General features: G+C 70.2%; 19 protein-coding genes. 4 read left to right on the forward strand and 15 right to left on the reverse strand.

Going from position 1 to position 21246, the window contains the following annotated elements; genetic code table 11:
* Nucleotide 1: 1 nt before the first annotated feature.
* Nucleotides 2-1051, reverse strand: coding sequence for a 15-cis-phytoene synthase (crtB, locus tag BM162_RS02800; protein WP_093417359.1), 1050 nt, complete (start codon nucleotides 1049-1051; stop codon nucleotides 2-4).
* Nucleotides 1048-2607 (reverse strand): phytoene desaturase, encoded by a 1560-nt coding sequence (locus BM162_RS02805; RefSeq protein WP_093417360.1) that lies wholly within the window; start codon nucleotides 2605-2607, stop codon nucleotides 1048-1050. Before BM162_RS02805 ends, crtB begins: the two co-directional genes overlap by 4 nt.
* Before the next feature lie 142 nt (nucleotides 2608-2749).
* Here BM162_RS02805 and crtA point away from each other — a divergent pair, with 142 nt between their 5' ends.
* From crtA to bchO, 4 genes are read left to right on the forward strand one after another with little or no spacing between them, the layout of a single operon-like run.
* Complete coding sequence (gene crtA / locus BM162_RS02810) at nucleotides 2750-3451, forward strand: spheroidene monooxygenase (RefSeq protein ID WP_342741132.1); 702 nt, start codon at nucleotides 2750-2752, stop codon at nucleotides 3449-3451.
* Nucleotides 3448-4473 carry a magnesium chelatase ATPase subunit I gene (bchI, locus tag BM162_RS02815; protein WP_093417365.1) on the forward strand — a complete coding sequence of 342 codons (1026 nt, stop codon included), beginning with the start codon at nucleotides 3448-3450 and terminating at the stop codon, nucleotides 4471-4473. Before crtA ends, bchI begins: the two co-directional genes overlap by 4 nt.
* The gene (locus BM162_RS02820) at nucleotides 4470-6122 is read left to right on the forward strand and encodes a magnesium chelatase subunit D (protein WP_093417368.1); all 1653 of its coding nucleotides are present in this window, start codon (nucleotides 4470-4472) and stop codon (nucleotides 6120-6122) included. The genes bchI and BM162_RS02820 overlap by 4 nt, the downstream gene beginning before the upstream one ends.
* Before the next feature lies 1 nt (nucleotide 6123).
* The gene (gene bchO, locus BM162_RS02825) at nucleotides 6124-7014 is read left to right on the forward strand and encodes an alpha/beta fold hydrolase BchO (RefSeq protein WP_245759147.1); all 891 of its coding nucleotides are present in this window, start codon (nucleotides 6124-6126) and stop codon (nucleotides 7012-7014) included.
* Between the two features lie 15 nt (nucleotides 7015-7029).
* On the opposite strand, the gene BM162_RS02830 is transcribed toward bchO, so the two are convergent.
* The 13 genes from BM162_RS02830 to bchB all read right to left on the reverse strand — a co-directional run bounded on the left by BM162_RS02830 (nucleotide 7030) and on the right by bchB (nucleotide 21201).
* Nucleotides 7030-7497: a c-type cytochrome gene (locus BM162_RS02830; RefSeq protein WP_093417373.1), complete on the reverse strand. Its 468-nt coding sequence runs from the start codon at nucleotides 7495-7497 to the stop codon at nucleotides 7030-7032.
* 68 nt (nucleotides 7498-7565) lie between these two features.
* A complete protein-coding gene (gene hemA / locus BM162_RS02835) occupies nucleotides 7566-8780 on the reverse strand; it encodes a 5-aminolevulinate synthase (RefSeq protein ID WP_093417376.1) in 1215 nt (404 codons plus the stop codon).
* On the reverse strand, nucleotides 8770-9570 hold the full coding sequence (gene puhE / locus BM162_RS02840) for a putative photosynthetic complex assembly protein PuhE (RefSeq protein ID WP_093417378.1): 801 nt from the start codon (nucleotides 9568-9570) through the stop codon (nucleotides 8770-8772). The genes hemA and puhE overlap by 11 nt, the downstream gene beginning before the upstream one ends.
* A 72-nt stretch (nucleotides 9571-9642) precedes the next feature.
* Nucleotides 9643-10773 carry a magnesium-protoporphyrin IX monomethyl ester (oxidative) cyclase gene (gene acsF / locus BM162_RS02845; RefSeq protein ID WP_439332811.1) on the reverse strand — a complete coding sequence of 377 codons (1131 nt, stop codon included), beginning with the start codon at nucleotides 10771-10773 and terminating at the stop codon, nucleotides 9643-9645.
* The gene (locus tag BM162_RS02850; protein WP_093417381.1) at nucleotides 10770-11066 is read right to left on the reverse strand and encodes an O2-dependent cyclase accessory protein; all 297 of its coding nucleotides are present in this window, start codon (nucleotides 11064-11066) and stop codon (nucleotides 10770-10772) included. Before BM162_RS02850 ends, acsF begins: the two co-directional genes overlap by 4 nt.
* Nucleotides 11067-11079: 13 nt before the next feature.
* Complete coding sequence (puhC, locus tag BM162_RS02855) at nucleotides 11080-11562, reverse strand: photosynthetic complex assembly protein PuhC (protein WP_177215023.1); 483 nt, start codon at nucleotides 11560-11562, stop codon at nucleotides 11080-11082.
* Nucleotides 11563-11573: 11 nt separating this feature from the next.
* The gene (gene puhB / locus BM162_RS02860; RefSeq protein WP_093417386.1) at nucleotides 11574-12206 is read right to left on the reverse strand and encodes a photosynthetic complex putative assembly protein PuhB; all 633 of its coding nucleotides are present in this window, start codon (nucleotides 12204-12206) and stop codon (nucleotides 11574-11576) included.
* A gap of 10 nt (nucleotides 12207-12216) precedes the next feature.
* Nucleotides 12217-12972 (reverse strand): photosynthetic reaction center subunit H, encoded by a 756-nt coding sequence (puhA, locus tag BM162_RS02865; protein ID WP_093417389.1) that lies wholly within the window; start codon nucleotides 12970-12972, stop codon nucleotides 12217-12219.
* A gap of 18 nt (nucleotides 12973-12990) precedes the next feature.
* The gene (locus BM162_RS02870) at nucleotides 12991-14424 is read right to left on the reverse strand and encodes an MFS transporter (protein ID WP_245759148.1); all 1434 of its coding nucleotides are present in this window, start codon (nucleotides 14422-14424) and stop codon (nucleotides 12991-12993) included.
* Nucleotides 14421-15101, reverse strand: coding sequence for a magnesium protoporphyrin IX methyltransferase (gene bchM, locus BM162_RS02875; protein WP_093417391.1), 681 nt, complete (start codon nucleotides 15099-15101; stop codon nucleotides 14421-14423). The genes BM162_RS02870 and bchM overlap by 4 nt, the downstream gene beginning before the upstream one ends.
* Complete coding sequence (gene bchL / locus BM162_RS02880; protein WP_093417393.1) at nucleotides 15101-15997, reverse strand: ferredoxin:protochlorophyllide reductase (ATP-dependent) iron-sulfur ATP-binding protein; 897 nt, start codon at nucleotides 15995-15997, stop codon at nucleotides 15101-15103. The genes bchM and bchL overlap by 1 nt, the downstream gene beginning before the upstream one ends.
* 112 nt (nucleotides 15998-16109) lie before the next feature.
* Nucleotides 16110-19658 carry a magnesium chelatase subunit H gene (locus BM162_RS02885; RefSeq protein ID WP_093417395.1) on the reverse strand — a complete coding sequence of 1183 codons (3549 nt, stop codon included), beginning with the start codon at nucleotides 19656-19658 and terminating at the stop codon, nucleotides 16110-16112.
* Nucleotides 19648-21201 carry a ferredoxin:protochlorophyllide reductase (ATP-dependent) subunit B gene (bchB, locus tag BM162_RS02890; protein WP_093417398.1) on the reverse strand — a complete coding sequence of 518 codons (1554 nt, stop codon included), beginning with the start codon at nucleotides 21199-21201 and terminating at the stop codon, nucleotides 19648-19650. Before bchB ends, BM162_RS02885 begins: the two co-directional genes overlap by 11 nt.
* Nucleotides 21202-21246: the final 45 nt, after the last annotated feature.

The following is a 21246-nucleotide window of genomic DNA, read 5'->3' on the forward strand; positions in this document are numbered from 1 at the left end:
ATCAACTAGCGCCGGCCGCGTCGCGCGCCAAGGCCCTGCGGTCGCGGTCGCGCGCCTCGAGCTGCGCGAAGACCGATACCAGCGATCCGGCCCGCCCTTCGCCCCAGGCGTGCCGCGCCGGGCCCGGCCGCGCCGCCGCCTCGACCAGGAACGCCGTTTCGTCCAGCGGCGGCGCATACAGCACGGCCGAGCGTGGCATCCCCGCACTCGCCAGCGCGCGAAGGCCCGAGAGCCCGAGGCACCCGGCCTTCTGCCGCCGCGAGGTGCGCCCGCGCCACGACACCGAGTCGTAGCCGTTGCGCCGCACGGCCAGTCCGATACCGGCATAGATGTGCCGCGCCGCGAAGATGCCGGGCCGCACCGCCATGGGCAGCGCGGCAATCCCGGCCTCGGCCCGGGCATAGAGCCTGTCGGCCTCGTGCAGAAGCCGGCGCGTCATCTCGCGCACGGGGTCAAGCGGGAGCGGCTCGGCGAAGAAGCTTTCCGCGTCCAGCCGCGCCGCCTCCATCCAATCCGTCGGCAGATAGAGCCGCCGCGCCCGCGCATCCTCGCCCACGTCGCGGGCGATGTTGGTCAGCTGCATCGCCACGCCCAGGTCGCAGGCCCGCGCCAGCGCATGGGCGTCGCGCATACCCATCAGCACGCACATCATCGCGCCCACCGCACCGGCCACCCGAGCGGAATAGGCCCGCAGGTCCGAAAGCGTCGCATAGCGCCGCCGCTCGGCATCCCATGCCAGCCCGTCCAGCAGCGCCTCGGGCAGCGCGCGCGGCATGTCGTAGTCTTCGACCACGGCGGCGAAGGCGCGGTCCGCCGGCGCGTCGCGCGGCACGCCGCGATAGGCGGCGTCGAGCCGCTCGCGCAGCCGCCGAACCGCCGCGCGCTTGTGGTCATGCAGGTCCACCGCGTCATCGGCCAGCCGGCAGAAGGCATAAAGCGCCAATGCCGGGTCACGCAGCCGCGTCGGCATCAGCCGGGACGCGGCATGGAACGACAGGGACCCGTGGCGGATCGCGCTTCGGCAATGCTCAAGATCATGCGGGTCGATCATTCTGAGGCCACCTTCATCTGTGCGGGACCGGGCACGGCGTCGGGCACCAGCTTGCCCAGCACCTCGGCCGACGAAAGAACGCCCGGCAGCCCGGCTCCGGGATGCGTTCCCGCCCCGACGAGATAGAGGCCGGTGGCCTCCTCACTCACGTTGTGCGGGCGGAACCAGGCCGATTGCAGGATGCGCGGCTCGATCGAGAAGCCCGAGCCGCGCGTCGACAAGTACCGGTCGCGGAAGTCGTGCGGTGTGAACACGCGGCTCGCCGTCAGGTGCTTCGACAGGCCGGGAAGCAGCCGTTCCTCCAGCACCTCCTGCACGCGCCGGCGGTAAGGCTCGGCCACCGCGTCCCAATCCACGGGCTCGTCGAAGCCCAGGTGCGGCACGGGTGAGAGAGCATAGAACGTGTCTCCACCCTCGGGCGCGACCGAGGGGTCGGTGATCGAGGGGCGGTGCACGTAAAGGCTCATGTCCCGCGCCAGCCGGCCCTTGATGAAGATGTCTCGCACCAGGCCTCGGTAACGCGGGCCGTTCAGGATGGTGTGATGGCCGACATCGGACCACATGCCGCGCGTGCCCGCAGTGCCGAAGTACCAGACGAACAGGCCCATCGACCATCGCGAGCGGCCGAGCCGCGGCGAGGTCCAGCGCCGCCGGACGTGGTTGCGCAGAAGGCGGTCGTAGGTGTGGCCCGTATCCGCGTTCGACACGACGACCGGGGCGTGCAGCACCTCGCCCTCCACCAGCCGAACGCCCTGCGCCGCGCCGCGATCGACCAGGATTTCGTCCACCTGGGTGTTCAGCCGCAGCAAACCGCCCTGCCGCTCGATCACCCGCGCCATCGCCCGGGCGATCGCGGCGACGCCACCCATGGCGTAATGGACGCCGAACTCCTTCTCGAGATGGCTGACCAGGATGTACATGCTGGTCACGTTGAAAGGGTCGCCACCGATGAACAGCGGGTGGAACGACAGCGCCATGCGCAGCCGCTCGTCCTTCACCCGCCGCGCGGCATGGGCATAGACCGACCGGTCCGCGCGCAGGCGCCCGAAGGCCGGAAGCGCCTTCAGCATGTCGGCCACCGCGTGCATCGGCCGGCGGCCCAGGTCCTCGAACCCCAGCGCATAACGCCGGGCGCTGTCGGCGAGGAACCGATCGTAACCCTTCAGGTCCCGCGGCGACAGGCGCGCCACCTCCTGCCGCATCGCCTCGGTCGATTGCCGGGCGCGGAATGTCGAGCCATCGGGCCAGCGGATCTCGTAAAACGGATCGAGCGCGCGCAGGTCCACGTGGCGGTCGAAGTCTTCGCCGCAGTCGCGCCAGAGCTCACGGAAAAGCTGCGGCACCGTCACGATCGTGGGGCCAAGGTCGAAGCGGTGACCATCCTCGGTGATCGAGGACCCGCGCCCGCCGGGCATGTCAAGGCGGTCGAGCACGGTGACGGCGTATCCCTTCGCGCCCAACCGCATCGCGGCGGCGAGCCCGCCAAGCCCCGCCCCCACTACGATCGCGGTGGGCCGGGTGCCGGAGTCTGAGGGGCGGTCGGGCTGCTTCAACATGCAATCAGGCTAGCCTGTGTCTAACAAAGTTGACAACCGTTTTCCTTATCTAGAGCGCATGAGCCTTTTTCTCTTTATGAGCCGCGCCCATGATGTCATCTTTACTTTACACACCCGAACCCGGAGTCGCGTCATTCAAACGGTGACCCTGTCCCTGCACCGCTTCAACTCGCCCCTCGGGCGGGCTTGGGCGTTTACCCAGATGGGCTTTTCGCGGCTGTCGCTGGCGGGGATGCCCGACTGCGGCTTCTGGAAGCTCTGCGGTTCGGGCACTGGCGAGGGATTCACTCCTGTCCCCAATACCGCCGTCTGGGCGATCCTTGCGGTCTGGCCAGACCCGGACACAGCCCGCACCGCCATCGAGGACAGGCCGCTCTTCCGTCGCTGGCGCCGGCGCGCCGACGAAAGCTGGACCGTGTTCCTTTCCGCAACCTCGGTACGCGGCCGCTGGTCCGGCCGCACGCCGTTCGACGCCGTCGCCGCGCAAGACGCGGGCCTGGTGGCCGCGTTGACCCGCGGCACCATCCGGCCCACCCGGCTGGCCCGCTTCTGGGGCCGGTCGCCCGACATCTCGCGCGCCATCGGGCAAGACCCGAACGTGATTTTCAAGATCGGCATCGGCGAGATCCCGTGGCTGCACCAAGTCACCTTCTCGATCTGGCCGGACACGCAAAGCATGGCCGCCTTCGCCCGCGCCGACGGGCCGCATGCCCGCGCCGTACGCGCGGTGCGCGCGGGCGGCTGGTTTTCCGAAGAGCTTTATGCCCGGTTCCGCGTTCTCGGCGACCGGGGCACCTGGGGCGGCGCTTCGCCGCTCCACCGATACGAAAGGCATGCCGCATGACACAGCCATTCCCCTTCTCGGCAATCGTTGGACAGGACGAGATGAAGCAGGCGATGATCCTGACGGCGGTCGATCCGCGCATCGGCGGCGTGCTCGTCTTCGGCGATCGCGGCACCGGCAAGTCCACCGCCGTGCGCGCACTGGCGGCGCTTCTCCCGAAGATCGACCAGATCGAAGGTTGCCCCGTGAACAGCGCACGCCTGTCCGACTGCCCGGGCTGGGCCGAGGTAAAGTCGAAACGGCGCGTAGAGCGCCCCATGCCGGTGATCGACCTGCCGCTTGGCGCGACCGAGGATCGCGTGACTGGCGCGCTCGACATCGAACGCGCCCTGACCCGGGGCGAAACGGCCTTCGAGCCGGGCCTGCTGGCGCGCGCAAATCGGGGGTACCTCTATATCGACGAGGTCAACCTGCTTGAAGATCACATCGTGGACCTTCTCCTGGACGTGGCGCAATCGGGCGAAAACGTGGTCGAGCGGGAGGGTCTGTCGATCCGCCACCCGGCGCGATTCGTCCTCGTCGGCTCGGGCAACCCGGAAGAGGGTGAACTGCGCCCGCAACTCCTCGACCGGTTCGGCCTCTCGGTCGAGGTCGAAAGCCCGCGCGAGGTCGAACAGCGTATCGAGGTCATTCGCCGACGCGACGCCTACGAACGCAATCCCGCCGATTTCGCAAAGACCTGGAACGCCGAAGACGCCCGCCTGCGCCGGCGAATCGTCACCGCGCGGGATGCGGTGGCGCGTATCGAGACCCCGGAACAGACGCTGCGAGACTGCGCCGAACTCTGCCTCGCACTCGGGACCGACGGGCTGCGGGGCGAACTCACGCTGCTGCGCGCCGCCCGCGCACTCGCCGCCTTCGACGGGGCGGCGGTGGTCGAGCGGGCGCACCTGCGCGCCGTCGCCGCGCCCGCCCTGCGCCACCGTCTGCGCCGCGACCCGCTGGACGAGGCCGGATCGGGCGCCCGCGTCGCACGCACCGTCGACGGGCTGTTCGGGGCGTTCAGGACCGCAGCCGAATGACAAGCCCCCTTTCGCCCGCCGCCCGCGCCGCGCTCGCACTCGAACTGCTGGCGATCGACCCGCTTGGACTGGGCGGAGTTTGGATCCGCGCCCGCTCCGGCCCCACACGCGATGCATTGCTCGACCGGGCCAGTGCGCTGCCCCTGCCCCTCCGCCGCCTTCCGCCGGACGCGGGGGACGACGCGCTGTCCGGCGGCACCGATCTTGGCGCAACGCTGGCGGCGGGAGGCCTCGTGCGCCGGCCTGGACTTCTGTCGACGCACGCCGCGCTGATCGTGCCGATGGCCGAGCGGGTCCGACCCCGCTGCGCCGCACGGCTCGGTCAGGCGCTCGACCGCCGTGCCGTCTGCCTTCTGGCGCTGGACGAGGGCGACGCGGCCGAGGAGGCCCTGCCCACCGCGCTGGCCGACCGGCTGCCCATTGCGGTGTTCCTCGACGGCGTACGGCCCGCCGACCTCCCCCCGGCGCGCGACGCGCAGGCGGCACGCGCCCGTCTGGCAGAGGTGCGGCATGACAGCGGCGCGCTGCAAGAACTGACCCTGGCCTCCACCGCCCTCGGCATTTCGAGCCTGCGCGCCCCCCTCGCCGCCCTCGCCGCCGCCCGCGCCCACGCGGCCCACGCCGGGCGTGACGCCCTGGCGGCGGAGGATCTGCGCGTCGCGGTCGAACTCACCTTGGTCCACCGTGCCGAGGCCGCTCCGCAGGACGACGCTCCGCCGAGCACGGCGAGCGAGCCCGAAACGGAAGACGACCGTGACCCGCATGACGACGCCTCCGGCAAGCAGAGCGAGACGCTGACGGAGGCCGCGCGCGCCGCGCTGCCCCCAGGACTCCTCGCACAACTCTCCGCCGCGCGGGCGGCGCGAATGGCACGCGGCTCCGGCAGCGGCGGCACGAAGCAGGGCGGACGGCGCGGACGTCCCCTGCCCGCGCGGCCGGGCCGGCCCGACGGCAGCGCCCGCATCGACATCGTCGCCACCCTGCGCGCCGCCGCGCCATGGCAGACGATCCGCCGGCGGGACGCGCAGGACGACCGCGCGATCCACGTTCGCCCCCGCGACATCCGCCTGCGCCGGCACGAAGAGCATGCCGACCGCCTGCTCGTCTTCGTCGTCGACGCCAGCGGATCGGCCGCCATGGCACGGCTCGCCCAGGCGAAGGGCGCGGTGGAGCTTCTGCTGAGCGAAGCCTATTCGCGCCGCGACCACGTGGCGCTGGTCGCCTTCCGCGGCGCATCGGCCGAGGTGCTGCTGTCGCCCACCCGCTCGCTCGTCAGCACCAAGCGGCAGCTCGCCGAGCTTCCGGGCGGCGGCGGTACGCCACTGGCCGCCGGGCTTCAGGTCGCCGCCACACTCGCCGCGCAGGCCTCCGGCCGCGGCATGACGCCGTCCTTCGCCCTGCTGACCGACGGTCGGGCCAACATCTCGCTCGACGGCCGCCCCGACCGCGCGGCGGCCTCGGCCGATGCACAGCGCGTCGCGGCGACGCTGCGCCGGCACGGCTGGCCTGCGCTAGTGATCGACACAGGCCGCCGCCCCGCCCCGGCGCTGCGCACGCTCGCCGGGACTCTCGACGCGCATTACCTGCCGCTGCCACATGCCGACGCCGCCACCATGTCCCGCGCGCTTGCGGCAACGCTGGACGGCTAGCGTGGATTGGGCGAAGGACGGCCGCGACTGGCCGAACAACGAGCATTCCCGCTTCGTCGCCTGCCGCCCGCACCGCTGGCACGTGCAGGCCGCCGGCGAAGGCCCCGTGCTTCTGCTGCTGCACGGCGCGGGCGGCGCGACGCAAAGCTTTCGCGATCTTCTACCCCTGCTCGCGCGCCGCTTCACCGTCGTCGCGCCCGACCTGCCGGGGCAGGGTTTCACATCGCTCGGCACCCGCCAACGCTGCGGCCTCGCGCCCATGGCCGAGGACATTGCCCGCCTGTGCGAGGAAAACGGCTGGCGACCCCATCACATCGTCGGACATTCGGCGGGCGGGGCGATCGCCCTGCAACTGGCCCTGCACTGGCCGGTGAAAAGCGTCGTCTGCCTGAATGGCGCGCTCGGCACGTTCGAGGGGCTGGCGGGCTGGCTGTTTCCCGTGCTGGCCAAGCTGCTGGCGATGAACCCGCTGGTGCCGCGCCTGTTCGCGCGCCTGTCCTCGACCGAGAAGCGGGTGAGCGACCTGCTCGCCTCGACCGGCTCTCAAATCGACCCCCGCGGTGTCGGGCTCTACCGCCGGCTCGTGGCGGATCGAGCGCATGTCGAGGGGACGCTCTTGATGATGGCTCAGTGGCGGGTCGAGGGGCTGATGTCCCGGCTCGACCGGATCAGCGCGCCGGTCCTGTTCTTGACTGCCGAGAACGACCGCAGCGTACCGCCCGCGACATCCGTTCTGGCCGCCGCGAAAGTGCAGGACGGCGAGATCGTGGAACTGCCCGGCCTCGGACACCTGGCCCACGAAGAAGCGCCGGAGCGCGTGGCCGAGGAGATCCTCGCCTTCATCGACCGCATTGAGACGAAGAAGCCGCCGAAGGTCTCCGGCGGCTCCTGAATGATCGGTCGCGGCTCAGTTGGTCGCGGCCGCGTCCTCTTCCATCCCGGGCCCGAGCGAGGCGAGATAGGCGAACAGGTTTTGCGCGTCCTCCTCGGACCGTACGCGGTACGACATCTTGCCCCGCGCGCGCGGGTCGTCGAGGTACTCGCGCAGGAAGCCGGTCGGGTCCTGGACGTAGGGAACGAAGGTCTCGGCGGTCCAGACGAGGCCTTCCTCCCCGGCCTCCTCCATTGCGCTCGAGTACCGGAAATCCTCGACCGTGCCGGCGGTGCGCCCGACCACCCCGTAAAGGTTCGGTCCGGTGCGCGCGTTGCGCCCGGCAAGCGTGTTGCCCTCGTCGTCGACGACGACGTGGCAGGTCTGACACTGGCTAAACAATTCCTCGCCGGCCGCCGCGTCGCCGACCATCTCGTGCTGCTCGGCATAGGCCGGAGCCGACATGGCCATCGCCGTGGCACAGGCGATCCAGAACTTCGTCATGGCTGTCTCCCTTTCACCGTCTCTCTCTCGGCGCTTTGCGCGCGGATCAGGACGCCTTCTCAACTAGATCAGGCAACCTGCCGGGCAAGCGCGCACTGCCGCCACAGCGCGTTCAGCGCGGTCGCGAGGTGCTCGATATCGTCGTCGGAATGCAGCGGGCCGGGCGTCAGGCGCAGCCGCTCGGTGCCCTTGGGCACGGTCGGGTAGTTGATAGGCTGCACATAGACGCCCCACGCGTCCATCAGGATGTCGCTGATCTGCCGGCACTTGACCGGATCCTTGATCATAACCGGGATGATGTGGCTCGGGTTCGGCAGGTGCGGGATGCCCAGCGTGTCGAGCCGCGCACGCAGCTTCTCCACTTGAATCTTCTGGCTCCGCCGCTCGACATCCGAGGTCTTGAGATGCCGGATCGAGGCCCGTGCCGCCGCGGCGACCGCCGGGGGCAGTGCGGTGGTGAAGATGAAGCCGCTCGCGAACGAGCGGATGAAGTCGCACAGCGCCGCCGAGCCCGTGATGTAGCCGCCGAAGCAGCCGAACGCCTTGCCCAGCGTGCCCTCGATCAGGGTTATGCGGTCCATCAGCCCTAGTTCCTCGGCCACGCCGCCGCCGCGGGGTCCGTACATGCCGACGGCGTGCACCTCGTCGATATAGGTCATCGCGCCGTGCCGCTCGGCGACCTCGACGATCTCGGCGATGGGGGCGATGTCGCCGTCCATGGAATAAACCGACTCGAAGGCGACGATGGGCGTGGCGTCGGCGGGCAGCGCGGCAAGCTTGCGGTCCAGGTCCTCGGGGTCGTTGTGCCGCCAGATCACCTTCCCGGCGCGGGAGTGGCGGATGCCCTCGATCATGCTGGCGTGGTTCAGCGCGTCCGACAGGATCACCGCGTTAAGCAGCCGCGCGCCCAGCGTGGACAGCGCCGCCCAGTTCGAGACATAGCCCGATGAGAACAGCAGCGCCTGCTCCTTGCCGTGCAGGTCGGCCAGCTCTTCCTCGAGCAGCAGGTGATGGTGGTTCGTGCCCGAGATGTTGCGCGTTCCGCCCGCGCCCGCGCCGCAGATCTCGGCCGTCTCGACCATGGCACGGACAACGTCGGGGTGCTGACCCATCCCCAGGTAGTCGTTCGAGCACCAGACCGTCACCTCGCTCGGGCCGTCGCCGCCGTGGCGCGTCACGCGCGGGAACGCGTCGCGCTTGCGCTCGAGATCGGCGAAGATGCGATAGTTGCCTTCGGCCTTCAGGTCGTCGAGCTGGGCCTGGAAGAGGCGGTCAAAGTCCATGGGTCTTCTCTCTTGTCAGCATCTCGTCGTCGGGGCGCGGCGCGGGGATCATCCAACGCCACAACTTCTGGTCGGGCAAGGGCAGCACCATCAGCCAGTGCTCCAGCAACGCCAGGCCCGTCAATGCCGCGAGCAGCGCAAAGCGCGCTTCTCCGGTGGAATGAAGACGTTCCAGCCAGCAGGAGGTCGCCAGGCTGAGCACCGTGACCGACACCGGAAACAGCCAGTTCAGCCGCGCGATACGGAAATGGCTGGGCACGTGCGACAGCGGCAGCGGCAGGAACTCGACGTTGATGCGCGGAACGCCCAGGAACAAGTTCAGCTTGGCCGAGATCCGGGCAAGGTAAAGCACCACGAAAGTCCACAGAGCCACCGTGTTCGCGGCCTCGCGCGATAGCCAGACGATCAGCGCCAATGCCGCCGTCAGCAGGACCTCGTGATAGGCCACGATGCCCCAGGCATGGGCGAAGCGCGCCCGCAGCGGCAGGCCCGGCGGGCACTCCGACCGGTTCGGCCCGGTCACGATCCCGGCCAGGAACGAGATCTCGATCCACCCCCAGATCGCCAGCGCCGACAGAAAGCCCAGATACACCTCGCGCGGGCCGCTCCCGTCGAGCGTCGCGGTCAGGGCGACGACGCCGAAGAACAGAAGTGGGAGCGACAAAAGCAGCGTGTAGAGGTGCGCGTCCGGACCGCCCCGGTCGGCGCGCTTGACCGCCCACAGGATCGCGCCGGTGGCGAACCACCAGACGAACAGGGCGACCAGCGCGGCGATCCACGGATTGTCCACTTACGCTCCTTCCTCCCGTCCTCGACCAGAAGCCGCGATTTTTCGTCGAAAAATCGCCGCCCGGCGGCGCCGTCAGTACGCGGGCTCCAACCGCGGATCCTCGGGCACCTCGTTGCGCTTGACCGGGATGGTGTAAAGCTGCGCGAAGGCCAGTGCCGCCGCCGCTCCTGCCTTCGCCCGCCCCAGCGCGCCGGCGACGCCGCCGCGCCTGCGCGCGCGGTCCATCGCCAGGAACGCCCGGTTCATCCGGTCGAGCCCGCTTCGAAAGCGCGGGTTGTCGATGTCGAGTTCCACGGGAAACACCTGCCGCGCGATGGCCGAGGTCTTGCGGAACACCTCCATGTCGTACCAGTCGATGTCGACGCCCAGCGCCTCGTGGAACTTCGGGCGAGCGTGGTCGCGCACCCACATCGTGGCGTAGACGGCGGTCAGGAAGAACCGGATCCACAGTTTGTTGGTGAAGGATTGCGTGATCTTCGGCTCGGTTTTCATCAGCAGGGCGAACGCCTCGCCATGGCTGAACTCGTCGTTGCACCACTCCTTGAACCACTTGAAGATCGGGTGGAAGCGATGCTCGGGATGCGCCTCCAAGTGCCGGTAGATGGTGATGTAGCGCGCGTATCCGATCTTCTCGGACAGGTAAGTGGCGTAGTAGATGAACTTCGGCCTGAAGTACGTGTACTTCTTCTGCTTGGTCAGGAAGCCCAGATTCACGGCAACGCCCGCCTCGCGCAGGGCGTCGTTGATGAAGCCGGCGTGCCGCGCCTCGTCCCGGCTCATGTAGCTGAACAGCTCGCAGATGTCGGAGTTGTTGCCGCGGCGCTTCATCTCCTTGTAAAGCACGCAGCCCGAGAATTCGGCCGTGCACGACGAGATCAGGAAGTCCAGGAACTCCTTCTTCAGCTCGGGCTCCATCCCCTCCCAATCGATTTGGTCCCAGTCCTCGGTCTTGCGGAAATGGCCCTTGTTCGGGTCGGCCTTCATCCGCCCGAGCAGGGCATCCCATTGCGGCCGCACCGGCGTGACGTCGATCGCGTCGAGCTCGTCGAAATCGGTGGTGTAGAAGCGCGGCGTGAGGATGGTGTTCTGCATCGCCAGGTCGGTCGCCGCCTGGCTGTCGAACTTCGCCTTCTCCTGCTGAAGGGCGAGCCCCTCCTCGACGGTGGTGGCGTCGGCGGTGTGGGTCGGGGTCTGCACGTTCACAGCGTGGCCTCCTCTGAGAAGGAAAATTCGCAGAGTTCCATGAACTCCAGGTCGCCCGTCAGCCGGGTCCAGAGCCTTTCAAGCCCGCTGGCCCGCGTGATCGTGGCGGTGCGGCGTTCCTTCACCGCCTCGCCGAACGGCGCGAGCACGGGCCGGCCGTGCACCTGCACGCTGTCACCGGGATGGACGACCGCGCCGTTGTCGATCCTGACATGCGCGCTCAGTTCCTCGAATTTGTGGCAAACCTCGACCGTGCAGGGCGCGGTCTCGGTCACTCTTGTCAGCAGTCCCATTCCTGTCGTCCTTTCACCGTTCCGCCAGCACGCGGTCCCAGACCGCGCGGTTGCCGGGGCCGAAGCTGCCCAGTTCGGCGCGCCAGCCCGTCGCCGGGTCGGTCAGCGCCAGCCGTCCATTGTCGAAGCGGGTGAGGGTGACCCGCGGATTGCCCGCGACCCGGTGCACGCGCCGCGCCCGATCCAGTCCGTCGGCCACGACGGCGACGAAGCCGCCCTGCCCGGTGTCCAACAGCACGCGCCCGTCCGGCGCGGTCAGCCGCACCGCGTTGCCGTCACCCTCCAGCCGGAAGCTCACCACCTGCGCCACCTGGGCCGCCGGGGGTCGGCCCACCAGCGGCCGGTCGGTCGCCACGGCGAAGGCCGCCAGCGCCACCGCCGACAGCGCGAGCGCCGCCATCGCCGCCACGAGCCGCGTCGGGATCATCTCGCGGTCGCGGGCCTGCATCTCGCGCCGCTCCGCGTCGTAGTAAAGGCCGCCCTCGATCCGTTCCATCGCCGCCTCCTTCATTCCGCCGCCACCGCGCCGCCGCGCGCGGCGACCGCCAGTTCGGGCTGCGTAACCCGCGCCTCGGCCGCGCGCGCCAGGATGCCGGCGACACGCTCGGCATCGGGGATGCAGCGCAGCGCCGGTTCGGGCCGCTTCATCCGCCAGGGTCGCGCGTGCGGCCACAGGACGAGGTAGCTGAGCTTCGTGCGCCCGGCCGTGCGCAGCGCCACCGTCCCGGTCCCGTCGCGCCGCAGGGCCAGGTCCGCCGCGCCGATGCGCGGGAACGGCAGGTTCAGCGTCAGCGTCAGCGCCGCGCCGATGCGCATGGCCACCCGCGCCGTCGTGACGGTGTAGAGCGTCGCCCGCGCCTGTGCCCACGCGATCAGCAGGATCAGTCCGCACGCCGCCGCGCCGAGTGCCAGGAACGGCAGGCCGTGCAGCAGCGCCTGCGCCAGTGGCTGGCCGGACGCCGACACCGCAACGCGCCAGACGGTGAGCAGGGCGAAGTAGCCCGCCACCCAGTCCAGCCACAGCGCCTCGCGCGCGAGCGGCAGCGTTCGGGGACGACCCTGCCACAGGATCACCTCGCCGCGCGGCGGGCGCTCGGGCAGGCCGGGAAGCGGCTCGAATGCGGTGTCATCGTGGGCCATCCTCTCCTCCTCAGGCAAAGAGCAGGCCGCCGGCGTACCAGGCCGACACCTTCTCTTCCTCGAGCAGCGTGATCTGCGCGGGGGATTTCACCTGCGGCGCGTCCGCGATGCGGGCCGCCGTCAGCGAAAACAGGTCGACCCAGCGCGGATCGACCCGCACCATCGTCATCGGCGCCAGTCGCGTGCCGCTTCCGAATTCCGGCGCGACCTCGTACTCGACGTAGCGGACGTTGCTTTCGGGCACGTCCACCCACAGGTCGGTGACGCGGCCGACGACCTTGTCGTCCTTCGTCACCACCGGCAGGCCGCGGGGGTCGTAACCCGCTGAGACGAAGAAATCCTCGTGCGCCGACATCGGCTGGATCTTGGGCCGCCCGTGACCGTCAAGCTCGGGCATGTCGCGGCGCGGCACCCAGGCCGCCGGACCTACGCCGTCCTTCATCGGGTCCCCTGTCGGCGCGAACGGAAAGCCCGAGGCCGCGTCGGTACGCGCCAGCGCCAGCGACTCGCGCCGGTGCGCGGCCTCGTTCGCGGCGCCCGGCACGGTCACCTCGCCGCGCCCGAAGGGCAGCTTGAACGACTTGGGGCTGGGCAGGGACCACAGGCCCGGATTGGCGGCAGGCTTTCCGTCCTCGTCCTCGAGCGGATAGCCCTCGCGCATGTTCTCGGTCTGCAGGTAGTAGACGAGGACCGCGAAGAAGAGCCAGAACGACCAGATCGCCAGACTGGCAAGGTCGAAATTCCCGAAGAACGTGACGCCGACCATTGTGGTGTCCTCCCGTGGTCAGGTCGGAAAGTCGGCTAGGCCGAACTTCCCGGTGTCGTGGGTTGGCGGATGAAGAAACGACAGCCGCACCAGAGGGCCCAGCGCGACGAGCGTGGCGAACAACAGCGCGACCTCGATGTGATAGACGGCGGAATATCCGGTGGCGGGCGTGTTCAATGCGTCGCCCAGCGCGCCTGACAGCGCCAGCGCGTTCATGCCGTCGCGCACCAGCCCGCCCAGCGCGATGGCGCAACCCGCCGCGGTCGCCTGCGCCGCGCCCCAGGCGCCCAGGGCGAGGCCCCGTCCCGCCGCCCCCGCCGCCGGCATGGTCATCGCGGCCGTCAGCGTCGCGACGGCGAAAAGCCCCCCGCCCATGCCGATGCCCGTGGCTCCGGCGAAGAACAGCGGCGGGGCGTGCATCGGGTCGGCGAAGATCACCGCCGAGAAGCCGGTCACGCCGATCAGGATGCCCCGCGCCGCCATGCGGTAGGGGCTGAGCCCCCGCGCCAGCCACCGGGCGGCGCAGGCAAAGCCTGTCAGCGCCCCGGCGGCCCAGAGTGCGGTTATCAGCGTCGTCGCGCTCACCGACAGGCCGAGGATCTCGCCGCCATAGGGCTCAAGCAGCACGTCCTGCATGTTGAACGCCATCGTGCCCAGGAAGACGACCGCCAGCAGCCGCCCTGCATCGCCGCCCTTTGCAAAGTCGCTCCACGCATTTGCAAAGCTCGGTCGGGGGCGGTCGCGCTCGGCCCGGCTCAACGGGCGCACGCGCTCCTGCTTCCAAAGCGCCAGCAGGTTCAGCGCCACGGTCGCCACCGCCGCGCCCTGCACCACGCGGATCAACCGCAGGGCCGAGAAGTCGCGCAGCAGCCAGCCGATGACGACCGCCGAGAGGCCCATCCCCAGCAGGAACATGACGTAGAGCAGCGCCACCACGCGCGGCCGCGTGGCGTCGTCCGCCCGGTCCCCGGCGAGCGCAAGGCCCGCCGTCTGCGTCATATGCAACCCGAGGCCCGTCATCAGGAAGGCGAGCGCCGCCAGCACCTCTCCGGCGAAGGGAACGCGGTGCACGGTGTCGCCCGCCAGCACCAGCAGCGCGAAGGGCATCAGCGCGAGCCCGCCCATCTGCCACAGCGTCCCGAACCACAGGTAAGGAACGCGCTTCCAGCCGATGGCGCTGCGATGTGTGTCCGACCGGAAGCCCAGCAGCGCCCGGAACGGCGCGACCAGCACCGGCAGGGCGATCATGCAGGCCACGATCATCGCGGGAAGGGACAGCTCCACGATCATCACCCGGTTCAGCGTGCCCAAAAGCAACACCGTCGCCATGCCCACCGACATCTGGAACAGCGACAGCCGCAGAAGCTGGCCCAGCGGCAGCCCCTTGCTCGCCGCATCCGCGAAGGGCAGAAGCCGCACCGCCAGGCGCGACAGGGGGAGCGGCCCGCTCACGCCCGAAGCTCCATGGCGCGGCTGATATAGAAACCGCTGTTCACCGTCTCGCCCGGCCGCAGGGTGCGGCCGCACCCGGCCCGCCGCAGCTCGGCCGCGACCCGGCCCGGCGTGTGCGGCACGATGGCCGGAGAGCGGTCGCCGCGCGGGAAGGCCTTGCCGGCCCACCACATCGCCGTCAGCAGCGGCGTGCGCGGCGCGGCGGTAAATGCGATTGTGCCATCGGTACGCTCCGCCAGCCGTGCCAGCGCCGCGCCGATGTCGCTCGCGCCGTAGTGGATCAGGCTGTCCATCGCCACCACGTGATTGAATCGCCCCAGCGCCGGGTCCAGCATGTCGCCCGCGCGGTACGCGATCCGCCCGGCCAACCGCGCCGGCGTCCGCCGCGCCGCCACGTCCAGAAGGCTGGGCGAGATATCCACCGCCACGACCTCGGCCCCGCGCGCGGCGAGGTCCTGCGCCATCCGGCCGGCGCCACACCCGGCGTCGAGCACGCGCACCCCGCGCAGATCCATAGGCAGCATGTCCAACAGCACCCCGCGCATCCGCTCGCGGCCCGCGCGTACCGTACGGCGGATGCGGCTGACCGGCGCGTCCGAGGTCAGCGCCTCCCACGCGCCCGCGGCGGTACGGTCGAAATAGTTTTCCAGCCGCTCGCGCGTTGCCTCGTACGTCATCAGTCGAACCCCAGAAGCTCGAAGATCTCTCGGTCGGGCAGCGGCTCGGGCGCCAACGGCTCGGTTCCGCGCCAGAGCGTCTTGGCCAGCCGCACGTACTCCGCCCGCGCCGCGACGATGTCGTCCTCGTCCGGCATCTCGAACAGCGTCTTCTTCTTGAGCCGCGACCGGCGGACCGCGTCGATGTCGGGCATGTGCGCGACGCGGTCGAAGCCCACGGTGCGGCAGTAGCGGTCGACCTCGTCGGTATCGGTCGAGCGGTTGGCCACGCAGCCCGCCAGCCGCACACCGTAATTCTTCGCCTTGGCCTGAACCGCGGCGATGATGCGGTTCATGGCGTAAATCGAGTCGAAGTCGTTCGCCGTGACGATCACCGCCCGGTCCGCATGCTGCAACGGTGCGGCAAACCCGCCGCAGACCACGTCGCCCAGCACGTCGAAGATCACCACGTCCGTGTCCTCGAGCATGTGGTGCTGTTTCAGAAGCTTCACCGTCTGACCCACCACGTAGCCCCCGCAGCCGGTCCCGGCGGGCGGGCCGCCGGCCTCAACACACTGCACGCCGCCCCAGCCCTCGGTCACGAAGTCCTCGGGGCGCAGTTCCTCGGGGTGGAAATCGACCTCCTTGAGGATGTCGATCACCGTCGGCTGAAGCTGCCCGGTCAGGGTGAAGGTCGAGTCGTGCTTGGGATCGCAGCCGATCTGCAGCACGCGCTTGCCCATCGTGGTGAAGGCCGCCGACAGGTTCGATGAGGTCGTCGACTTCCCGATGCCACCCTTGCCATAGACCGAGAACACCTTCGCCCCCTCGATCCGCATGCCGGGGTCCTGGTGCACCTGCACCGACCCCTCGCCGTCTTCTCCCCTCAGCGCGGGGATCTCGTCGCGGGGGCTCATGCCGTTCCTTTCCGCGGGGACATGCGCCCCCGCATCTTCGTCTCGGAAATTCCCCGGCAGGCGCGAGGGGTCGGGCCCCAGCCCTGCCGGGCGCGATATGCGGGCCGCCGGGTCATTCCGCCGCGATCCCTTCGACTCGATCCTCGATCTCGTCCGCCGCACCCTGAAGCGCCGCCAGAGTTTCGGCGTCCGGCGTCCAGTAGGCACGGTCCGACGCGTCGAGCAGCCGGTTCGCCATCCGGGCCGAGGCTTGCGGGTTCAGCGACGCCAGCCGCCGGCGCATCTCGTCGTCCAGCACGAACGTCTCGCTGATCCGCTGATACACCCAGGGCTCGACCTTGCCGGTGGTGGCGGACCAGCCCAGCGTATTCGCGACCTGCGCCTCGATGTGGCGCACCCCCTCGCTGCCGTGACGCAGCTGCCCCTCGAACCACTTCGGGTTCAGGCTCCGTGTCCGGGTTTCGAGCGCGATCTGGTCCTGCAGGGTGCGCACCTTGCCCTGCCCGCGGGTCTGGTCACCGATATACACCGGCGCCTCCGCCCCCTTCGCCCGCTTCACGGCGCGGCTGATGCCGCCCAGCGTGTCGAAGTAATGGTCGACGGTGGTGATCCCCAGTTCGACAGATTCGAGGTTCTGATATGCCAGGTCCACGTCCCGCAGCGCCCGCTGCAGCAGCGCCGACTGCTTCTCTGCTCTGCCGCTGCGGCCATAGGCGAAGGACTTGCGCGCCTCGTATGCGTCGGCCAGTTCGTCCTCTTCGGCGAAGGCGCCCTGGTCCACCAGCATGTTGACGTTCGAGCCGTACGCCCCTTCGGCGTTGGAAAAGACGCGCAGGCTCGCCGTCTCGGCGTCACAGGCCATCTGCTGGGCATAGGCCAGCGCGTGGGCGCGGACGAAGTTCATCTCGGCCGGCTCGTCGGCGGTGGCGCATTTCCAGGCGGCCTCGGCCAGCATGCGGGTCTGAAGCGGCAGCAGGTCGCGGAATATGCCAGAGAGCGTCATCACAACGTCGATGCGCGGACGGCCCAGTTCCTCCAGCGGCACCAGATCGGCGCCGCACAGCCGCCCGTAGCCGTCGAAGCGCGGCCGCGCGCCCATCAGCGCCAGCGCCTGCGCGATCGGGCCGCCGTCGGTCTTGATGTTGTCCGACCCCCAGAGCACCAGCGCCACCGTGCGCGGCAGGCCGTCATGCGCCGCCAGCAGCGCGCGCGCCTGTTTCGCGCCGTCCGCCATGGCGAAGGCGGTGGGCATGCGGAACGGGTCGAAGGCGTGGATGTTGCGGCCCGTGGGCAGAATGTCCGCGCCGCGGTTCAGGTCGCCCCCCGGCACCGGCGGGACATAGTGCCCGCCCAGCGCACGGAGCAGCGCCGGCGTCTCGTGGTCCTCGGCAAGCAGTGCCTCGGCCCGCGCGCGCCCCTCGGGGTCGAGACCCGGGATCAGGTCGAGCTGGGCGCGCCGCGCCCCGGCCGCCTGCGGGCGGCCGACGACATGCAGGCCGTCGGGGATCAGCGCCTCCTCCGTCTCGAGAAGCGTGAGCCACAGGGCGTCCGGGGCGACGCCGCCCAGGTCCACCGCCTCGGCCTGCGCGGCGATCAGCGCCTCGAGGTCGGCGCGATCCTCTCTGTCCGGCAGGCCGCGCCAGCGCGTCAGGCTCTCTTTCAGGTCCAGTAGGCCCTTGTAGAGCCCCGAGGTGGACAGCGGCGGCGTCAGGTGCGTCACGCAAACCGCGTTCGCCCGCCGCTTGGCCAGCGTCGCTTCCGAGGGGTTGTTGGCCGCGTAAAGGTACACGTTCGGCACGCCCCCGATCAGCCGGTCGGGCCAGTCCGACGCGCCCACCCCGGCCTGCCGGCCCGGCATGAATTCCAGCGCGCCATGCATGCCGAAGTGCAGGCAGACGTCGGCGCCGAAGTCGTTCCTGATCCAGCGGTAGAAGGCTGCGAAGGCGTGGGTCGGGGCGAAGCCGCGCTCAAACAGAAGCCGCATAGGGTCGCCCTCGTAGCCGAAGGCCGGCTGCACGCCGACGAAGACCTTGCCGAAGCGCGCGCCCAGCACGAACACGCCGCGCCCGTCCGACTGGATGCGGCCCGGCGCGGGGCCCCAGGCAGCCTCGATCTCCTCGAGCCACGGGGTCTCGGCCACCAGCCGGTCGGCGGGAACACGGGCGGCGACGTTCGCCTCCTGCCCGTACTGCGCCGCGTTGCCCTGCAACAGAGCCGCGCGCAGGTCATCGACCGTCTTGGGCGGGTCAAGATCCCAGCCCTCGGCCTTCATGGCGTGAAGCGTCTGGAACAGGCTCTCGAACACTGCAAGGTGCGCCGCCGTGCCCACGGCCCCCGCGTTGGGCGGGAACGCGTGCAGGACGACCGCCGTCTTCCGCTCGGCCGCCTTCGATTGCCGCAGCCGGGCCAGCCGCAGGGTCTTGTCGGCCAGCGCCTCCACCCGCTCTGGACATGGCGCCATCGCCCGGCTGTCGGTCGCGCCGCAGCCGCGCACGCAGCCGGTACATGTGTCACTGCCGTGCCGCCCGGCGAAGACGGTGGGGTTCGTCGCCCCGTCGATCTCGGGCAGCGCGATCAGCATCGTCGTCTCGACCGGCCCCAGACCGCCAGGGCTCGCCGCCCACTGGCCCAGCGTCTGGAACTCCAGCGGATGCGCTGCCACATACGGCACGTCGAGCCCCGCCAGCGTCTCGACCGCAGCCGGGCTGTCGTTGTAGGCCGGCCCACCCACGAGGCTGAACCCGGTCAGCGACACCATCGCGTCAATGCCCACGCCTTCTACGCTGCGGAAGTACGCCTCGATCGCCGGCCGGCCGTCGAGCCCGCCGGCGAAGGCCGGAATGCAGCGAAGGCCGCGCGCCTCGAACGTCCGGATCACCGCGTCGTAATGCGCCGTGTCCGAGGCCAGAACATAGGACCGCAGCATCAGCAGCCCGACCGTCGCCACCGGCCGCTCCGGCCCCGGCAGGTCGGCCGCGCAGGTCGCGATCCGCTCCGGCAGGTCAGGGTGATAGAGGCCCACCTCGGGATGCTCCACCGGAGCCTTCGCCTCGCCCCCACGCCAACCATGCTTGCTGGCATAGCGCGACAACAGGAAGCGGATCAGCTGCTCGACGTTCTCGTCCGAGCCGCCCAGCCAGTACTGCATCGACAGGAACCAGGCCCGCAGGTCCTGCGCCCGGCCGGGAATGAACCGCAGAAGCCGGGGCAGGCGACGCAGCATGCGCATCTGCCGCGCGCCCGAGCCTCCGCCGCGCGACGTCCCGCGCAGCCGTCGGATCAGTTGCGCCGCCCGCCCCGCAGGCCGTGCCATGTCCAGCTCGCCCATCTTCGTCAGCCGCACGATCTGCGGGTCGGCGATCATGCCGACGAAGGCGTCCGCCCGCTCCCGCGCGGCCCGCAAGTCGGGCAAGATCGCGTTCAGGTGTTCCTCCAGGAACAGGAGGGTCGAGATCACGATGTCCGCGTGCCGCACCGCGTCCTTCGCCCGTTCCAGCGCCTCGGAACTCTCGCCCCATTCGGCGGCGGAGTGAACACTGACATGCAGACCGGGGAACTCCCGGGCCAGCCGGGGAAGCACCCGCGCCGCCGGCCCCGCCGCGTGCGCGTCCAGGGTGACGATGGCGATCCGGTAACCGGGGATGTGGCCGTCATCGCGCATAACGGGCCTTCGCCTCGTAAAGTGTCTCGACCCCGATCTCGGACAGGCCGCGCGCCGCCGCGAAGGCCTCGGTGTTGCGCCGGGCCTTGCCACGCACGAAGAACGGCACCTTCCTCAGCTCGTCCTCCGCCGCCCGCGCCCAGACCGGGTCCATCTTCGGTCCGGAAATATCCCGGGGGGAATGCGCCGCAGGCGCATGGGGGGCTGGCCCCCCCTCCCCGGTCCCGGCCCGCGCGGTGCGGCCGTGATGGCTCGCCCCCGCCGCGTCATGGAACTCGAAATCCTCGCGGAACATGTGCAAAAGGTGCTCTTCCAGCCCCATGACCAGGGGGTGCACCCAGGTGTCGAAGATCACGTTCGCACCCTCGAGCCCCATTTGCGGCGAATACCGCGCCGGGAAGTCCTGCACGTGGACGGGGGCCGAGATGACGGCGCAGGGGATGCCGAGCCGCTTGCCGATATGACGCTCCATCTGCGTGCCCAGGATCAACTCGGGCTGGAGCCGCTCGATCTCGGCCTCGACGTCCAGGTAATCGTCGGTGATCAGCGCCTCGACGCCGTGGTCGCGGGCCAGCGTGCGGACGGGACGAGCGTATTCGCGGTTGTAGCAACCGAGGCCCGCCACCTCGAACCCCATCTCGTCGCGCGCGATGCGGGCGGCGGCGGCGACGTGGGTGCCGTCGCCGAAGATGAACACGCGCTTGCCGGTCAGGTAGGTCGAATCGACCGACCGCGCGTACCACGGTAAACGCAGCCGCGACTCGTCGAGTCGCGCGTCGACCCCGGCCAGCCGCGCCGCCTCGGCCACGAAGGCGCGGGTCGCGCCGACGCCGATGGGCACGGTCTTGGTGAAGGGCTGGCCGAGGGACCTCTCGCACCACCGTGCCGCCGTCTCGGCCGTCTCGGGGTACATCAGCACGTTGAAATGCGCCGCACCCAGCCGCGCCAGGTCGGCAGGCGTCGCGCCCATGGGCGCGCAGACGTTCACGCCGATGCCGAGGTCCGACAGCAGCCGCGTCACCTCGTCGATGTCGTCGCGGTGCCTAAAGCCCAGCCCGGTCGGACCGAACAGGTTCGCCGTCACCTCCGGCGTCCGCGCCATCGGCCGCGCAAGGTGGCGGACCAGCTGGAAGAAGGTCTCGTCCGCGCCGAAATTCTCCTTGCGCTGGTAGGACGGCAGCTCGAGCGGGATCACCGGCACCGGCAGGTCCATCGCCGCCGCCAGCCCGCCGGGATCGTCCTGGATCAGCTCCGCTGTGCACGAGGCACCGACGATCATCGCCTGTGGGCGGAACCGCTCGTATGCGGCGTGGCAGGCAGTGGTGAAAAGCTCGGCCGTGTCGGACCCGAGGTCGCGGGCCTGGAACGTCGTATAGGTGACCGGCGGGCGGTGGTCGCGCCGCTCGATCATGGTGAACAGCAGGTCGGCGTAGGTGTCGCCCTGCGGCGCGTGCAGCACGTAGTGCAGGCCGCGCATCCCCGTCGCCACGCGCATGGCGCCGACATGGGGCGGGCCCTCGTATGTCCAGACCGACAGCTTCACGGCCGCCCCCGGGGGTTTTGCACCCCCGGACCCCCGCAGGATATT

This window comes from Tranquillimonas alkanivorans, from assembly GCF_900115595.1.
GTDB lineage: Bacteria > Pseudomonadota > Alphaproteobacteria > Rhodobacterales > Rhodobacteraceae > Tranquillimonas > Tranquillimonas alkanivorans.